This is a genomic window from Leclercia sp. G3L (genome assembly GCF_021117075.1).
Classification (GTDB): Bacteria; Pseudomonadota; Gammaproteobacteria; order Enterobacterales; family Enterobacteriaceae; genus Enterobacter; species Enterobacter adecarboxylatus_C.
In genome coordinates this window covers 3,977,446-3,990,944 of the sequence record NZ_CP088265.1, presented here as the reverse complement: position 1 = coordinate 3,990,944, position 13,499 = coordinate 3,977,446, and the positions used below count along the sequence as shown (strand labels likewise).

At 56.8% G+C, this 13,499-nt stretch carries 14 protein-coding genes and 1 pseudogene; 9 read left to right on the top strand and 6 right to left on the bottom strand.

Annotation, left to right across the window (positions count from 1 at the left end; genetic code table 11):
* From sufC to LRS40_RS20595, 5 genes are all read left to right on the top strand, one after another.
* Positions 1–747 carry a Fe-S cluster assembly ATPase SufC gene (gene sufC / locus LRS40_RS20615; RefSeq protein WP_142489198.1) on the top strand — a complete coding sequence of 249 codons (747 nt, stop codon included), beginning with the start codon at positions 1–3 and terminating at the stop codon, positions 745–747.
* Positions 722–1,993, top strand: coding sequence for a Fe-S cluster assembly protein SufD (gene sufD, locus LRS40_RS20610; protein ID WP_231312535.1), 1,272 nt, complete (start codon positions 722–724; stop codon positions 1,991–1,993). Before sufC ends, sufD begins: the two co-directional genes overlap by 26 nt.
* Entirely contained in the window at positions 1,990–3,210 is a 1,221-nt protein-coding gene (gene sufS / locus LRS40_RS20605; RefSeq protein ID WP_156263617.1) for a cysteine desulfurase SufS, read from the top strand. The genes sufD and sufS overlap by 4 nt, the downstream gene beginning before the upstream one ends.
* Before the next feature lie 13 nt (positions 3,211–3,223).
* Complete coding sequence (sufE, locus tag LRS40_RS20600) at positions 3,224–3,640, top strand: cysteine desulfuration protein SufE (RefSeq protein ID WP_142489201.1); 417 nt, start codon at positions 3,224–3,226, stop codon at positions 3,638–3,640.
* A 97-nt stretch (positions 3,641–3,737) separates the two neighbouring features.
* Positions 3,738–4,751: a L,D-transpeptidase family protein gene (locus tag LRS40_RS20595; RefSeq protein WP_231312534.1), complete on the top strand. Its 1,014-nt coding sequence runs from the start codon at positions 3,738–3,740 to the stop codon at positions 4,749–4,751.
* Between the two features lie 62 nt (positions 4,752–4,813).
* Here LRS40_RS20595 and lpp read toward each other — a convergent pair whose 3' ends face one another.
* A complete protein-coding gene (gene lpp / locus LRS40_RS20590) occupies positions 4,814–5,050 on the bottom strand; it encodes a murein lipoprotein Lpp (protein WP_001082307.1) in 237 nt (78 codons plus the stop codon).
* 310 nt (positions 5,051–5,360) lie between these two features.
* Complete coding sequence (pykF, locus tag LRS40_RS20585; protein ID WP_231312533.1) at positions 5,361–6,782, bottom strand: pyruvate kinase PykF; 1,422 nt, start codon at positions 6,780–6,782, stop codon at positions 5,361–5,363.
* A 585-nt stretch (positions 6,783–7,367) separates the two neighbouring features.
* On the opposite strand from pykF, the gene LRS40_RS20580 reads away from it, so the two are divergent.
* From LRS40_RS20580 to LRS40_RS20570, 3 genes are read left to right on the top strand one after another with little or no spacing between them, the layout of a single operon-like run.
* Positions 7,368–8,390, top strand: a complete 1,023-nt coding sequence (locus LRS40_RS20580) for a methionine ABC transporter ATP-binding protein (RefSeq protein ID WP_156263619.1) — start codon at positions 7,368–7,370, stop codon at positions 8,388–8,390.
* A complete protein-coding gene (locus tag LRS40_RS20575; protein WP_103179330.1) occupies positions 8,383–9,051 on the top strand; it encodes a methionine ABC transporter permease in 669 nt (222 codons plus the stop codon). Before LRS40_RS20580 ends, LRS40_RS20575 begins: the two co-directional genes overlap by 8 nt.
* Before the next feature lie 28 nt (positions 9,052–9,079).
* Positions 9,080–9,892, top strand: a complete 813-nt coding sequence (locus tag LRS40_RS20570) for a MetQ/NlpA family ABC transporter substrate-binding protein (RefSeq protein WP_142489206.1) — start codon at positions 9,080–9,082, stop codon at positions 9,890–9,892.
* 36 nt (positions 9,893–9,928) lie between these two features.
* On the opposite strand, the pseudogene LRS40_RS20565 reads toward LRS40_RS20570, so the two are convergent.
* A pseudogene (locus LRS40_RS20565) lies at positions 9,929–10,891 on the bottom strand (RNA-guided endonuclease TnpB family protein); the annotation flags it as partial.
* Between the two features lie 154 nt (positions 10,892–11,045).
* Here LRS40_RS20565 and fumD point away from each other — a divergent pair.
* The gene (gene fumD / locus LRS40_RS20560; protein ID WP_130588972.1) at positions 11,046–11,255 is read left to right on the top strand and encodes a fumarate hydratase FumD; all 210 of its coding nucleotides are present in this window, start codon (positions 11,046–11,048) and stop codon (positions 11,253–11,255) included.
* On the opposite strand, the gene LRS40_RS20555 is transcribed toward fumD, so the two are convergent.
* Genes LRS40_RS20555 through LRS40_RS20545 form a run of 3 tightly spaced genes read right to left on the bottom strand, consistent with a single transcriptional unit; the run spans position 11,236 to position 13,498 of the window.
* The gene (locus LRS40_RS20555; protein WP_231312532.1) at positions 11,236–11,922 is read right to left on the bottom strand and encodes an ABC transporter permease subunit; all 687 of its coding nucleotides are present in this window, start codon (positions 11,920–11,922) and stop codon (positions 11,236–11,238) included. The genes fumD and LRS40_RS20555 overlap by 20 nt on opposite strands.
* Positions 11,916–12,683, bottom strand: coding sequence for an amino acid ABC transporter permease (locus LRS40_RS20550; protein WP_231312530.1), 768 nt, complete (start codon positions 12,681–12,683; stop codon positions 11,916–11,918). Before LRS40_RS20550 ends, LRS40_RS20555 begins: the two co-directional genes overlap by 7 nt.
* Positions 12,683–13,498 (bottom strand): amino acid ABC transporter ATP-binding protein, encoded by an 816-nt coding sequence (locus LRS40_RS20545; protein WP_231312529.1) that lies wholly within the window; start codon positions 13,496–13,498, stop codon positions 12,683–12,685. Before LRS40_RS20545 ends, LRS40_RS20550 begins: the two co-directional genes overlap by 1 nt.
* Position 13,499: the final 1 nt, after the last annotated feature.

The window sequence follows — 13,499 nt, the reverse complement described above, 5'->3', positions numbered from 1 at the left end:
ATGTTAAGCATTAAAGATTTACAGGTCAGTGTGGAAGATAAAGCGATCCTGCGCGGCCTGAGCCTGGACGTGCGTCCGGGCGAAGTGCACGCCATTATGGGGCCAAACGGCTCGGGGAAAAGCACGCTCTCTGCCACCCTGGCCGGGCGCGAAGATTACGAAGTGGTCGGCGGTTCGGTCGACTTTAAGGGCAAAGATCTGCTCGAGCTGTCGCCGGAAGATCGCGCCGGCGAAGGCATTTTTATGGCCTTCCAGTATCCGGTGGAGATCCCCGGGGTCAGCAACCAGTTCTTCCTGCAGACCGCGCTGAATGCGGTGCGTAAATACCGCAGCGAAGAGGAGCTGGATCGCTTCGATTTTCAGGATCTGATGGAAGAGAAGATCCAGCTGTTGAAGATGCCGGAAGATCTGCTTACCCGTTCGGTCAACGTCGGTTTTTCCGGCGGGGAGAAGAAGCGTAACGACATCCTGCAGATGGCGGTGCTGGAGCCGGAGCTGTGCATTCTCGATGAAACCGACTCCGGGCTGGACATTGACGCCCTGAAAATTGTCGCCGACGGCGTTAACGCCCTGCGCGACGGTAAGCGGTCGTTCATCATCGTGACTCACTACCAGCGTATTCTCGACTACATCAAGCCGGACTACGTGCATGTGCTCTATCAGGGGCGGATTGTGAAATCCGGTGATTTCACGCTGGTGAAACAGCTGGAGGAGCAGGGCTATGGCTGGCTTAGCGAACAGCAGTAACGCGCTGCAGCAGTGGCACCGTCTGTTTGAGGCCCAGGGCGGAACGCGCTCGGAGCAGGCCCAGCAGCACCTGCAGCAGATGCTGCGCCTCGGCCTGCCGACGCGTAAGCACGAGAACTGGAAATACACCCCGCTGGAAGGGCTGCTCAACGGCGAGTTTGTCACCCGGCCTGCCAGCGTGCAACCGACCGATCGTGATGCGCTGGCGCTCACCCTCGACGCCACCCGGCTGGTGTTTGTGGACGGGCGCTTTAGCCCGGCGCTGAGCGACAGCGCCGACGACAGCGGCTTTGAGGTCGTTATTAACGACGAGCGCCAGAGCCTGGCGGCACCGGTGCAGCCGGAGCTGTTCCTGCATCTTACCGAGAGTCTGGCGCAGAGCGTGACCCATATCCGCGTGAAGCGTAACGCGCGTCCTGCGAAGCCGCTGTTGCTGATGCACATCACCCAGGGGCTTGAGGGGGAGGAGATCAACACCGCCCACTATCGCCACCATCTGGAGCTGGGCGAAGGGGCCGAGGCGACGGTTATTGAACACTATGCCAGTCTGACCCCGGCGCGCCATTTCACCGGCTCGCGTCTGACCATGAGCGTGGCGGCCAACGCTCAGCTGCACCATATCAAGCTGGCGTTTGAGAATGCGGCGAGTCATCACTTCGCCCATAACGACCTCCAGCTTGCCGCCGATGCGGCAGCATACAGCCACAGCTTCCTGCTGGGCGGGGCGGTACTGCGCCATAACACCAGCACCCAGCTCAACGGCGAAAACACCACGCTGCGCATTAACAGCCTGGCAATGCCGGTGAAAACCGAAGTGTGCGACACCCGGACCTGGCTTGAGCACAACAAGGGCTACTGCAGCAGTCGGCAGCTGCACAAAACTATCGTCAGCGATAAGGGCCGGGCGGTCTTTAATGGGCTGATTAACGTGGCGCAGCACGCCATCAAAACCGACGGGCAGATGACCAACAATAATCTGCTGATGGGCCGGCTGGCGGAGGTGGACACCAAACCGCAGCTGGAAATCTATGCCGATGACGTGAAATGCAGCCACGGGGCAACGGTGGGTCGTATTGATGATGAGCAGATGTTCTATCTGCGCTCCCGCGGGATCGATAAGCAGGCGGCAGAGAAGATGATCATTTACGCCTTCGCCGCTGAGCTGACCGAAGCGCTCGGAGATGAAACCTTAAGACAGCAGGTGCTGGCGCGAATCGGTCAGCGTCTGCCCGGAGGTGTGGCATGAGTTTTCCTGTAGAGAAAGTGCGGGCGGATTTTCCCGTCCTGACCCGTGAAGTGAACGGTCTGCCGCTTGCCTATCTCGACAGCGCCGCCAGCGCGCAAAAGCCCGCGCAGGTGATCGAGGCCGAGGCGGAGTTTTACCGGCACGGTTACGCGGCGGTGCATCGGGGGATCCACACCCTCAGCGCCGAAGCGACGCAGCGGATGGAGAACGTCCGTACCCGGGCGGCGGCATTTTTAAATGCCCGCTCGCCGGAAGAGCTGGTGTTTGTGCGCGGCACCACCGAAGGGATCAATCTGGTGGCGAATAGCTGGGGCAGTGCTGAGGTCCATACGGGCGATAACATCATCATCAGCCAGATGGAGCATCACGCCAATATTGTGCCCTGGCAGATGCTGTGCGAGCGGGTCGGGGCCGAGCTGCGGGTGATCCCGCTGAATCAGGACGGCACGCTCCAGCTTGAACAGCTGGATACGCTGCTGGATGAACGCACCCGGCTGGTGGCTATCACCCAAATCTCCAACGTGCTGGGCACCGAAAACCCGGTGGCGGACATTATCGCTAAAGCCCATCTTGTCGGCGCGAAAGTGCTGGTGGACGGGGCGCAGGCGGTGATGCATCACACCGTGGACGTGCAGGCGCTGGACTGCGATTTTTACGTCTTCTCCGGGCATAAGCTCTACGGCCCGACCGGGATCGGCGTGCTGTACGTCAAAGACGATATCCTGCAGAAGATGCCGCCGTGGGAAGGGGGCGGGTCAATGATCGCCACCGTCAGCCTGAGCGAAGGCACCACCTATGCCCGCGCGCCGTGGCGTTTTGAAGCCGGGACGCCTAACACCGGGGGCATTATCGGTCTCGGGGCGGCGATGGAGTATGTCTCGTCCGTTGGCCTCGATGCCATCGCCGAGTACGAGCAGATGCTGATGCACTACGCCCTGGCAGAGCTTGCCAGCGTGCCGGATCTGACCCTGTACGGCCCGGCAGATCGTCAGGGAGTGATCGCCTTTAATCTCGGGAAACACCACGCCTATGACGTCGGCAGTTTCCTCGATAACTACGGGGTGGCGGTGCGCACCGGGCATCACTGCGCCATGCCGCTGATGGCATTCTATCAGGTACCGGCAATGTGTCGCGCATCGCTGGTAATGTACAACACACTGGAAGAGGTCGACAGGCTAGTGGCAGGGCTGAAGCGTATCCACCACCTGCTGGGCTAAAAGAGGGCAAGAGATGGCTGCATTGCCAGACAGAGACAAATTGCTGCGTAACTTTACGCGTTGCGCAAACTGGGAAGAGAAATATCTCTACATCATTGAGCTGGGGCAGCGTCTGCCTGCCCTCAGCGAAAGCGCGCACGTTCCGGAAAATAGTATTCAGGGCTGTCAGAGCCAGGTGTGGATAATAATGCACCAGAACGAGTCCGGAATGATTGAATTAGCGGGCGACAGTGATGCGGCAATAGTAAAAGGCCTAATAGCCGTGGTGTTTATTTTATATCAGCAGATGTCCCCGCAGGATATTGTCGCTTTTGACGTGCGCCCGTGGTTTGAAAAAATGGCGCTTACCCAGCATTTAACGCCTTCGCGCTCTCAGGGTCTTGAGGCGATGATCCGCGCAATCCGCTCCAAAGCCGCCAACATTAGCTAAACTAACAGGACAGCTATCATTCTGTTTCACGAGGTGGTTCCCGCCTCGTGGATTTTTCAGCTTTCTGACGATCGGTCAGTGAATAAGGAATCTCAGTATGAAGCGCGCGTCCCTTGTTACTCTTATTCTCTTTGGTTCGCTCAGCGCGCTTAATAGCGCCCTGGCGGTGGATTATCCCTTGCCGCCGGCGGGCAGTCGGCTTATCGGGCAAAACCAGACGTATATCATTCAGGAAGGCGATAATAAGTTGCAGGCCATCGCGCGGCGATTTAATACCGCTGCGCACTTAATACTTGAAACCAATAATACCATCGCCCCGGTCTATCCGGCGCCGGGAACGGAGATCACTATCCCGTCGCAAATGCTGCTGCCGGATACCCCCCGGGAGGGGATCGTGGTGAACCTGGCGGAGCTGCGGCTCTACTACTATCCGCCGGGAGAAAACATCGTTCAGGTTTACCCGTTGGGCATTGGTCAACTGGGGCTGGAAACGCCGGTCACCGTGACCCGCATCAGCCAGAAGATCCCCAATCCAACCTGGACCCCCACAGCGGGCATCAGAGCGCGCTCGCTGGAGCAGGGCATCAAGCTGCCCCCGGTCGTCCCCGCAGGCCCCAATAACCCACTGGGGCGCTTTGCGCTGCGTCTGGGCGTGGGTAACGGCGAATATCTCATCCACGGTACCAGCGCACCGGATAGCGTTGGGTTGCGCGTCAGCTCCGGCTGTATGCGCATGAATGCGCCGGATATCAAAGCGCTCTTTGCCCAGACATCGGTCGGCACGCGGGTGCAGATCATCAATGAACCGGTGAAGTTCTCGGTTGAGCCGGACGGTAAGCGCTACGTTGAAGTGCATCGTCCGCTGGCGTCGGTAGAGGGGGAAAACCCGCAAACCCTGGCGATCGCGCAGTCCGGGGCCTTTGCGTCCTTTATGGCGCAGGGCGGTAGCGATAAGACGTTGGTGAATAAAGCGTTGTCACGTCGGGCAGGGATCCCGGTGGTGGTATCGACAGGGGCCGGGCCGCAGGTCGACAGTACGGGGTTGTCAGCGCGTAATACGCAGCTTCCGGCGGCAGCGCCTCAGGGTGGGCATGAAGTGGCGATTCAGTAAAGCGAAATGCGGGGCAAAAAAAATGGCGCACAATGTGCGCCATTTTATTAACACAGGTACTATTACTTACGGTATTTAGTAGCCTGGTTGTCCAGACGCTGGTTAGCGCGAGCTGCGTCATCTTTAGCAGCCTGAACGTCGGAACGCATTGCGTTCACGTCGTTGCTCAGCTGGTCAACTTTAGCGTTCAGAGTCTGAACGTCAGAAGACAGCTGATCGATTTTAGCATTGCTGGAGCAACCTGCCAGCAGAGTAGAACCCAGGATTACCGCGCCCAGTACCAGTTTAGTACGATTCATTATTAATACCCTCTAGATTGAGTTAATCTCCATGTAGCGTTACAAGTATTACACAAAGTTTTTTAGGTTGAGAATATTTTTTTGATGGGAATATGCCTATTTTTGATCGTTCGCTCAAAGAAGCACCTGTTTTGACTATTTCGTGAAAAATATTGTGCAAAAACAGACAATTTTCATCGGATTCATCTTAGAAAACGTACCCGTTAAATAGAAAAACCCGATTTGCTTTTTTAATAAGTTTGGTTGATAGCGGAAATAAAAAAAGCGCCCCGAAGGACGCTTTTTATACAAATTAATTCGTTCGAAATTATTACAGGACGTGAACAGATGCGGTATTAGTCGTGCCGCTTGGTACCAGCGCACCGGAAACCATCACCACAACGTCGCCTTTCTGCGCCAGACCACGCTCAACCAGCTGCAGGGCCACTTCTTTACCCAGACGGTAGAAATCATCAGTAGAAGCGATCTCTTTCACCAGGTGCGGCACAACGCCTTTGCTCAGTACCAGCTGACGAGCAGTGATCTCGTTAGTGGTCAGGGCCAGGATAGTCGCGTTCGGGAAGTATTTACGAACGGCTTTAGCAGATTTACCGCCCTGGGTGGCAACCACGATCAGCGGTGCTTCCAGTTTCTCAGCAGTTTCTACCGCGCCACGGCAAACGGCTTCGGTGATGCGCAGTTTACGGCTGTCGTTGTTGTTATCAAGACGGCTTGGCATCACGCGGTCAGTACGCTCGCAGATGGTCGCCATGATGGAGACGGCTTCCAGCGGGTATTTACCCTTCGCGGATTCACCGGACAGCATGACTGCATCGGTACCGTCGAGGATGGCGTTCGCCACGTCACCGGCTTCTGCGCGGGTTGGACGTGGGTTTTTGATCATGGAGTCCAGCATCTGGGTGGCGGTGATCACCACTTTACGTGCGCGAACACACTTCTCGATCATCATCTTCTGCGCGAAGATCACTTCTTCAACCGGGATCTCAACGCCCAGGTCACCACGCGCAACCATGATGCCGTCAGACGCTTCGAGGATCTCGTCGAAGTTGTTCAGGCCTTCCTGGTTTTCGATTTTGGAGATGATCTGGATGTGCTCGCCGCCGTGCGCTTTCAGGTGATCACGGATTTCAACCACGTCGGAACGCTTACGGATAAAGGAGGCGGCAACAAAGTCAACGCCTTGCTCGCAGCCGAAGATCAGATCCTGTTTGTCTTTCTCTGCCAGAGCAGGCAGGGCGATGGAAACGCCTGGCAGGTTAACGCCTTTGTTTTCACCCAGGTCGCCGTTGTTCAGCACTTTACAAACAACGTTTTTGCCTTCGATAGCGGTGACTTCCATACCGATCAGGCCGTCGTCCACCAGTACGGTGTTGCCAACGGACAGGTCGCTGGTGAAGCCTTCATAAGTCACAGCAACGATTTCGCTGTTGCCGACAACGGACTTGTCAGTGGTGAAGGTGAAGGTCTGTCCCGCTTTCAGCGAAACGTCATTACCGCCTTCCAGTTTAATGGTACGAATTTCTGGACCTTTAGTATCCAGCAGGATTGCTGCTTTTTTACCGGTCTTGCTCATCACGTTGCGCAGGTTCTGAATGCGCTGACCGTGTTCAGCATAGTCACCGTGAGAGAAGTTCAGACGCATAACGTTCATGCCGGCTTCCAGCATTTTGGTCAGCATCTCTTCAGATTCGGTTTTCGGGCCGATGGTGCAAACAATTTTCGTCTTTTTCATGACAGTCTTAGTCTTTAAGTTGAGAAGGATATGGAAATCTCGCTCCGGGGGCGCATGGCCTCAGAGTCAAACCTGTGTTGCGAAATTTTTTGTGACACGCAGTAAGGATAGGTGACATCAAATGAGCGTGCAGAAGAATGTGTGCCTGTGTTTCAGCCCAGGGAGAGAGGGAAAGTTGTATGCGTTGTTTTTTGTAGTCCAAGCGCTGAAACCATTCATCAGGGATTAGGTGCGCATTATACGCTGATAAATGCGCAAAAGGAAAATGAAAACAGCGTTTCAAAAATTTTATATGCCGTTTCACAAAGGATTGTTATCAAGGCGTTAAGGTTCACTGTAAGGATGTTGCAGGAGCGGAAATCCTTACGTCAAACGCCGCAAATTGTTTGGGCGTGTCCACATATCCATCCCATACCTATTGATTGCTAAAAATGAGCTTTACGAGTTTTGCCAGCCTGCATGCGGCATATCGCTGAAAGTTATAAGATATTCCTTTTCATTCATTTAAAAGCTAATAACGGCTGTTTACTATCATTTGGACATCCATACTGCTAAACCGCCACGGGCGAACGGATTACTCTAAGAATGATAGTACTCAGGAATATTTCGAAGATTTTTGACAACGGAAAAGTGGCGCTGACGGCCGTTGATAACGTGAACCTGACGATAGAGCAGGGACAGATTTATGGAATTATTGGCTACAGCGGCGCCGGTAAAAGCACCTTAATCCGCCTGCTCAACGGCCTGGAAAAACCGACCACCGGCAGCGTGACCATTAACGGCCAGGATATTTCCGCCGCGAAAGGCGAAGCCCTGCGCCAGGCGCGGCTGAAGATCAGTATGGTGTTTCAGCACTTCAACCTGCTGTGGTCCCGCACGGTGAGCGAGAACATCGCCTTCTCCATGCAGATTGCCGGGGTGCCAAAAGCCAGAATCAAAGCCCGCGTGGCGGAACTGGTGGAGCTGGTGGGGCTGAAAGGCCGCGAACAGGCTTATCCGTCTCAGCTCAGCGGTGGGCAGAAGCAGCGCGTCGGTATTGCCCGCGCGCTGGCGAACAACCCTGACGTCCTGCTCTGCGACGAGGCCACCTCGGCGCTGGACCCCCAGACTACCGATCAGATCCTCGATCTGCTCCTCGACATTAACCGTCGCTTTAAGCTGACCATCGTGCTTATCACCCATGAAATGCACGTGGTGCGCAAGATCTGTGACCGCGTGGCGGTGATGGAAAACGGCAAAGTGGTGGAAGAGGGTGAGGTGCTGCAGGTCTTTACCCACCCGCAGCAGTCGATTACGCAACAGTTTGTGCGTCAGGTCAGCCAGTACGCCGAAGAAGAGACCTTTAACACCGAGCTGGCGAACGAGCTGGAAGGTACCGTCATCAAGCTGACCTTCACCGGACACAGCACCCACAAGCCGATTGTCGGGGAACTGACCCTGCGCTACGGCCTGCCGTTTAACATCCTGCACGGCAAAATGACGCAAACTGCCCACGGCGTATTCGGCCAGCTCTGGCTGCACGTGGTGGCAACCGAAGAACAACTGAACAATATCCTCGCCGATTTGCAGCACAGTGATATTGAAGGCGAGGTAATTAAGCATGGCTGAGAATCTCTTCCCGCACCTGAAATGGGACCAGCTCTGGGCTGCCACCCTGGAAACGCTGTACATGACGGCGCTTTCCGGCGTCGCGACCTTTGTGCTCGGGCTTGTCCTCGGCCTGGCGCTGTTTTTAACCGCCCGGGGTGGCATGTTCCACAACCGCACGGTCTACAGCGTGATTTCGATTGTGGTGAACGTGTTCCGTTCGATCCCGTTCATCATCCTGATTGTGTTGCTGATCCCCTTCACCAAAACCGTGGTGGGAACCATCCTCGGGGCGAATGCCGCGCTGCCTGCGCTGATTGTTGGCGCCGCGCCGTTCTACGCCCGTCTGGTGGAGATTGCCCTGCGTGAAGTGGACAAAGGGGTGATCGAGGCGACGCGCTCAATGGGTGCCCGACTGAGCACCTTAATTTTTCGGGTTTTACTGCCGGAATCATCACCCGCTCTGGTCTCAGGGATCACGGTGACGCTGATTGCGCTGGTCAGCTACAGCGCAATGGCGGGGGTGATTGGTGCCGGTGGTCTGGGAAATCTGGCTTATCTGGAAGGATTCCAGCGCAACCATGGTGACGTCACGCTGGTGGCCACGGTGACCATTTTGATCATCGTTTTCATTATCCAGTTCTGCGGCGACATCATTACTTCCATTCTTGATAAAAGATAAACACTAATAACACACAGGAACCATCATCATGAAAAAGACACTGACGTTGATCGCCGCAGCAACCCTGAGCGCCCTGAGCTTTGCCTCCTGGGCTGACACCCTGACCGTGGGCGCGTCCAACACCCCGCATGCGGAAATTCTGGAGCAGGCGAAGCCGATTCTGGCGAAGCAGGGTATCGATCTGGAGATCAAACCGTTCCAGGATTACATCCTGCCGAACACCGCTCTGGCCGGCCGTGACATCGACGCCAACTACTTCCAGCACATTCCGTACCTGAACAGCGTGCTGAAAGATCACGCCGGGGATAAAGAGTATGATTTCGTCAGCGCCGGGGCGATCCACATCGAGCCGATCGGTATCTACTCCAAAAAATACAAGTCGCTGAAAGATCTGCCGGAAGGCGGAAAAATAATCATGCGTGATGCGGTGTCTGAAGAGGGTCGTATCCTCTCTATCTTCGAGAAAGAGGGCGTGATCAAGCTGAAGCCAGGCATCGACAAAGTGACCGCGCGCATCAGCGACATCGTTGAGAACCCGAAAAAGCTGCAGTTCACCCCGAACGTTGAAGCCTCTCTGCTGCCGCAGATGTACAACAACGACGAAGGCGCTGCCGTAGTAATCAACGCCAACTACGCCATCGATGCCGGTCTGGATCCGGTTCACGATCCAATCGCGGTTGAGAGCGGTGAAAACAACCCGTACGCCAACATCATCACCGTGCACCGTGGCGATGAGAAGAAGAAGGATATCGTGGCGCTGGTGGACGTGCTGCACTCTAAAGAGATTCAGGACTGGATCCGCACCAAATACAAAGGCGCAGTGATCCCGGTTAACAAGTGACTGCTCCTCGCCGTAAACGGCGAGGCTTCCCACTTCTCAGGCTGCGACTGGCATGGAGCCAGACTTACGCAAGCCTCGATGGGCTTTGACGACGTGACCCGCCGCCATTAATTCTGTTATGCCCTTGTGCTGTATGTTGATCGCCGCATTGATATCGCGGTCATGATCGGCACTACAGCCGGGGCATTTCCATGCCCACACCCTGAGCGGCATTTCCGGCATTTTGTGGCCGCAACAATGGCACGTTTTCGAGCTGGCGAACCACTGATCCAGTTTGACCAGGTGAACCCCTGCCGACTCCGCTTTGTAGGCGAGTTTTGCCACAAGTCCAGACCATGCCGCATCCCCGATATGACGGGCAAGGCGACGGTTTTTCATCATGTTTGCCGATTTCAGCGTTTCCACAATCACCGCTTGATTTTCGTCGATAATTCGCCTGGAAAGTTTGTGCTGGAAATCAGCCCGGGCATTGGCTACCCGTTCGTGTTGTGCTGCAAGGCGTAAGCGAGCCTTACGGCGGTTTGCGCTGCCCGGCTTCTTACGGAATAGCGCCTTGCTGTCACGGCGTAAGCGGCGGTATGCGATGACCAGGTGGCGAGGATTCGCCACTTTGTCGCCATCATTGCCGATCAGGTAGTGCGATAGCCCCAAATCATAGCCTGCTACGGTGGTGATACAGGTCGGCTTCGCTGCCGCTTCCTGTCCATCGTCTGCAAGTATTGAGGCAAAGTATTTGCCCGCTGCGTTGCGGGTGATCGTGATGCTGGAAACCTTGCCGACAATCTCACGGTGAATGTTCGCCCGGATAGCGGGGATTTTCGGCAACTGGATAGCGTCAGTTAATACCTTCCCGTTGGGATGGTAGCTGGATTGCCTGCCGTGCTTGCTTTTGAAAACGGGGAAGCTGGCTTTGAGTTCCTTGTTAAAGAAGTTGGCAAAAGCCTTGTCCAGATTGATCACCGCCTGCTGGAGCGCCAGCGAGTCATATTTTTTGAGCCAGCATTCCCGCCCGACTGGGCGAGGGTTTACGGGGCATTTGCTAATCCCCTGATTCTGCTTTTAAAAAGCCCGGTGAGTCTCTCGCCGGGCTTCTTTTTTGTATAAGGCTAATGAATGCTTTAAGCTGGCGTTTTCAGGCAATGGAGTGAAGGATATGGGCAATGTAACCAAAGACGAAGCGCTGTATCAGGAGATGTGTCGAGTGGTAGGCAAAGTCGTTCTTGAGATGCGCGATCTCGGGCAGGAGCCAAAGCATATTGTCATCGCCGGGGTGCTGCGCACCTCGCTGGCGAACCAGCGAGTGCAACGCAGTGAATTAACGACCCAGGCAATGGAAACCGTGGTTAAAGCGCTGGCTGGCTAAACTGCCAGCGTTTAGCCAGCTGTTCAATCCCACAGCACAGCAGGTAATAGACCACCCCAGTAAAGACAAAAATAGCCGCCGGGTAGATCTGCACCCGGTTGTTCACCTGGCCTGCGACGGTGGTCAGCTCCGGCACGTTGACGATAAAGGCCAGCGAGGTGTCTTTCAGCAGGCTGATAAAAATCCCCAGCAGCGAAGGTAAGGTGTTGCGCAACGTCTGCGGGAGCAGCACCCATCCCAGGGTTTGCAGCACGCCAAATCCCTGCGCCTGTGCCGCTTCATACTGCCCGACAGGCAGCGCCCGCAGCCCGGCCAGCACCGAGTGCATCACCGCGGCGGTGGTAAACCATGCCAGCGCCAGGGTCACGGTGAGCGCACCCGGCAGATCGCCGCCTGTAATGAGCGGCAGCAAATACCACAGCCAGAAAATGACAAATATCAGCGGGATCCCGCGGATAATCTCGGCCCACAGGTACAGGGTGTTGCGTATTGCCCCCGGAAAACGCCACGCCAGCCCCGCCAGCGCAATCCCGGCCGGTAACGCCAGCGCCGCGGCGCCGAAGGCCATCAGCAGCGTCAACAACACGCCGCCGGGCTGCCCGGCCGCAGCCCGCCCCCAGAGCAGATAATCCAGGTTATCGGTGATCACAGTGAGTCCGGCTAGCATTTCTCTTCACTCCGGGGGATGAGGGCAGTTTTTCGCTGCCGTTCGGTTGAGGGGCCGAGTTTCGTCAGCAGCACGCCCATCGCCACGCCGGTGAGCAGATACAGCACCGTGCCGACGCTGAACGCCTCCAGCGCGTGGGCGTTATAGCTCTCTATCTGCCGCACCTGGTAGGTGAGTTCTGCAAAGCCAATCCCGCTTGCCAACGACGAGAGTTTCATCAGGTTGAGATACTGACCCACCACCGGCTGCCAGGCGTTCGCCAGCCCCTGCGGCAGCAGGATATAGCGCAGCATCGGCCAGGCGGAGAAGCCCTGCGCCAGGGCGGCTTCCCGCTGTCCGGCAGAGACGGCGCGCAGCCCGGCGGAAATCTCCTCGGTCAAAAAGGCCGAGGTAAAGACCCCCAGCCCCCAGGCGGAGCAAAGAAACTCGGGCGTGAACCACCAGATCTGGCCCGGCAGCACCGACCAGGGATGATCGTCCATCACAAAGGTGCGAAAACCCTGCGGCAGCCCGTTCCAGGCGGAGAAATACCAGAACAGAAGCTGCACCAGCAGGGGCGTATTGCGAAACAGCGAGACCCATACGGCAACGATCTTCGCCCCCATACGGCCCCCGGCGAGACGCAGCCCGAGGCAGGCGAGGGTGATAAGGCTGGCGACCACTATCCCCGCCAGGGTCACCCACAGCGTGGTGAGAAAACCGGAGAGGATCCACTGCAGGGGCTGGCCGGTCAGCACCCCCTGCCAGTCGAGGGCCGGCATCACACCGCTCCCGGATGCAGCGGGTTAAGTACCTTCTGCAGAAAACGCCGGGTGCGCGGATGAGACGGATGCTGAAAGAACTGCTCCGGTGGAGCCTCCTCCAGAATGTGGCCGCCATCGATGAACACCACCCGGTCGGCAATCTCCCGGGCAAACTGCATCTCATGGGTGACGACAATCATGGTGATCCCGCTGTGGGCGAGGGCCTTCATTACCATCAGCACTTCGCCAATCATCTCCGGGTCGAGGGCCGAGGTGGGCTCATCAAACAGGATGATCTGCGGCGAGGAGGCCAGAGCGCGGGCGATCGCCACCCGCTGCTGCTGCCCGCCGGATAACGCCTCCGGATAGTGGTCGGCTTTCTCCGCCATGCCCACCTGCGCCAGCAGCGCCTCGGCGCGGGTTTCGGCCTCGGCGGACCGCCAGCCGTGAACATGCTTCAGCGCCAGGGCGATGTTCTGTCGCGCCGTCAGATGGCTGTAAAGGTTGAACTGTTGAAATACAAACCCGACCCGGCTGCGCAGCTGGCGCAACGCCTGGCGGGAGAGCTGACGGGTCGATTTCCCGTCGATCAGAATGTCGCCGGAGGTCAGGGTTTCCAGCTGATTAATGAGGCGGATCAGCGTCGATTTACCGGAGCCCGACGGGCCGAGAATGGCGACGACTTCACCCGGCGTGACGCTGAGGTTGATGCCTTTCAGCACCGGGCGATCGCCGTAGCGTTTCGCCACCTCAGAGAAGGTGACGCTGGCCTGCTCCAGATGTGAAAAATCCGCGGCAGATGCCGCGGAGCGTGAGAATAGACCTGACCGCATC

Coding starts and splice junctions, on each gene's coding strand:
- LRS40_RS20545 (WP_231312529.1), bottom strand. CDS start 13,498: ATGCGGTCAGGTCTATTCTCACGCTCCGCGGCATCTGCCGCGGATTTT.
- LRS40_RS20595 (WP_231312534.1), top strand. CDS start 3,738: ATGAAGCGCGCGTCCCTTGTTACTCTTATTCTCTTTGGTTCGCTCAGC.
- sufE (WP_142489201.1), top strand. CDS start 3,224: ATGGCTGCATTGCCAGACAGAGACAAATTGCTGCGTAACTTTACGCGT.
- LRS40_RS20580 (WP_156263619.1), top strand. CDS start 7,368: ATGATAGTACTCAGGAATATTTCGAAGATTTTTGACAACGGAAAAGTG.
- LRS40_RS20550 (WP_231312530.1), bottom strand. CDS start 12,683: ATGCCGGCCCTCGACTGGCAGGGGGTGCTGACCGGCCAGCCCCTGCAG.
- LRS40_RS20570 (WP_142489206.1), top strand. CDS start 9,080: ATGAAAAAGACACTGACGTTGATCGCCGCAGCAACCCTGAGCGCCCTG.
- LRS40_RS20555 (WP_231312532.1), bottom strand. CDS start 11,922: ATGCTAGCCGGACTCACTGTGATCACCGATAACCTGGATTATCTGCTC.
- fumD (WP_130588972.1), top strand. CDS start 11,046: ATGGGCAATGTAACCAAAGACGAAGCGCTGTATCAGGAGATGTGTCGA.
- sufS (WP_156263617.1), top strand. CDS start 1,990: ATGAGTTTTCCTGTAGAGAAAGTGCGGGCGGATTTTCCCGTCCTGACC.
- sufD (WP_231312535.1), top strand. CDS start 722: ATGGCTGGCTTAGCGAACAGCAGTAACGCGCTGCAGCAGTGGCACCGT.
- pykF (WP_231312533.1), bottom strand. CDS start 6,782: ATGAAAAAGACGAAAATTGTTTGCACCATCGGCCCGAAAACCGAATCT.
- lpp (WP_001082307.1), bottom strand. CDS start 5,050: ATGAATCGTACTAAACTGGTACTGGGCGCGGTAATCCTGGGTTCTACT.
- LRS40_RS20575 (WP_103179330.1), top strand. CDS start 8,383: ATGGCTGAGAATCTCTTCCCGCACCTGAAATGGGACCAGCTCTGGGCT.
- sufC (WP_142489198.1), top strand. CDS start 1: ATGTTAAGCATTAAAGATTTACAGGTCAGTGTGGAAGATAAAGCGATC.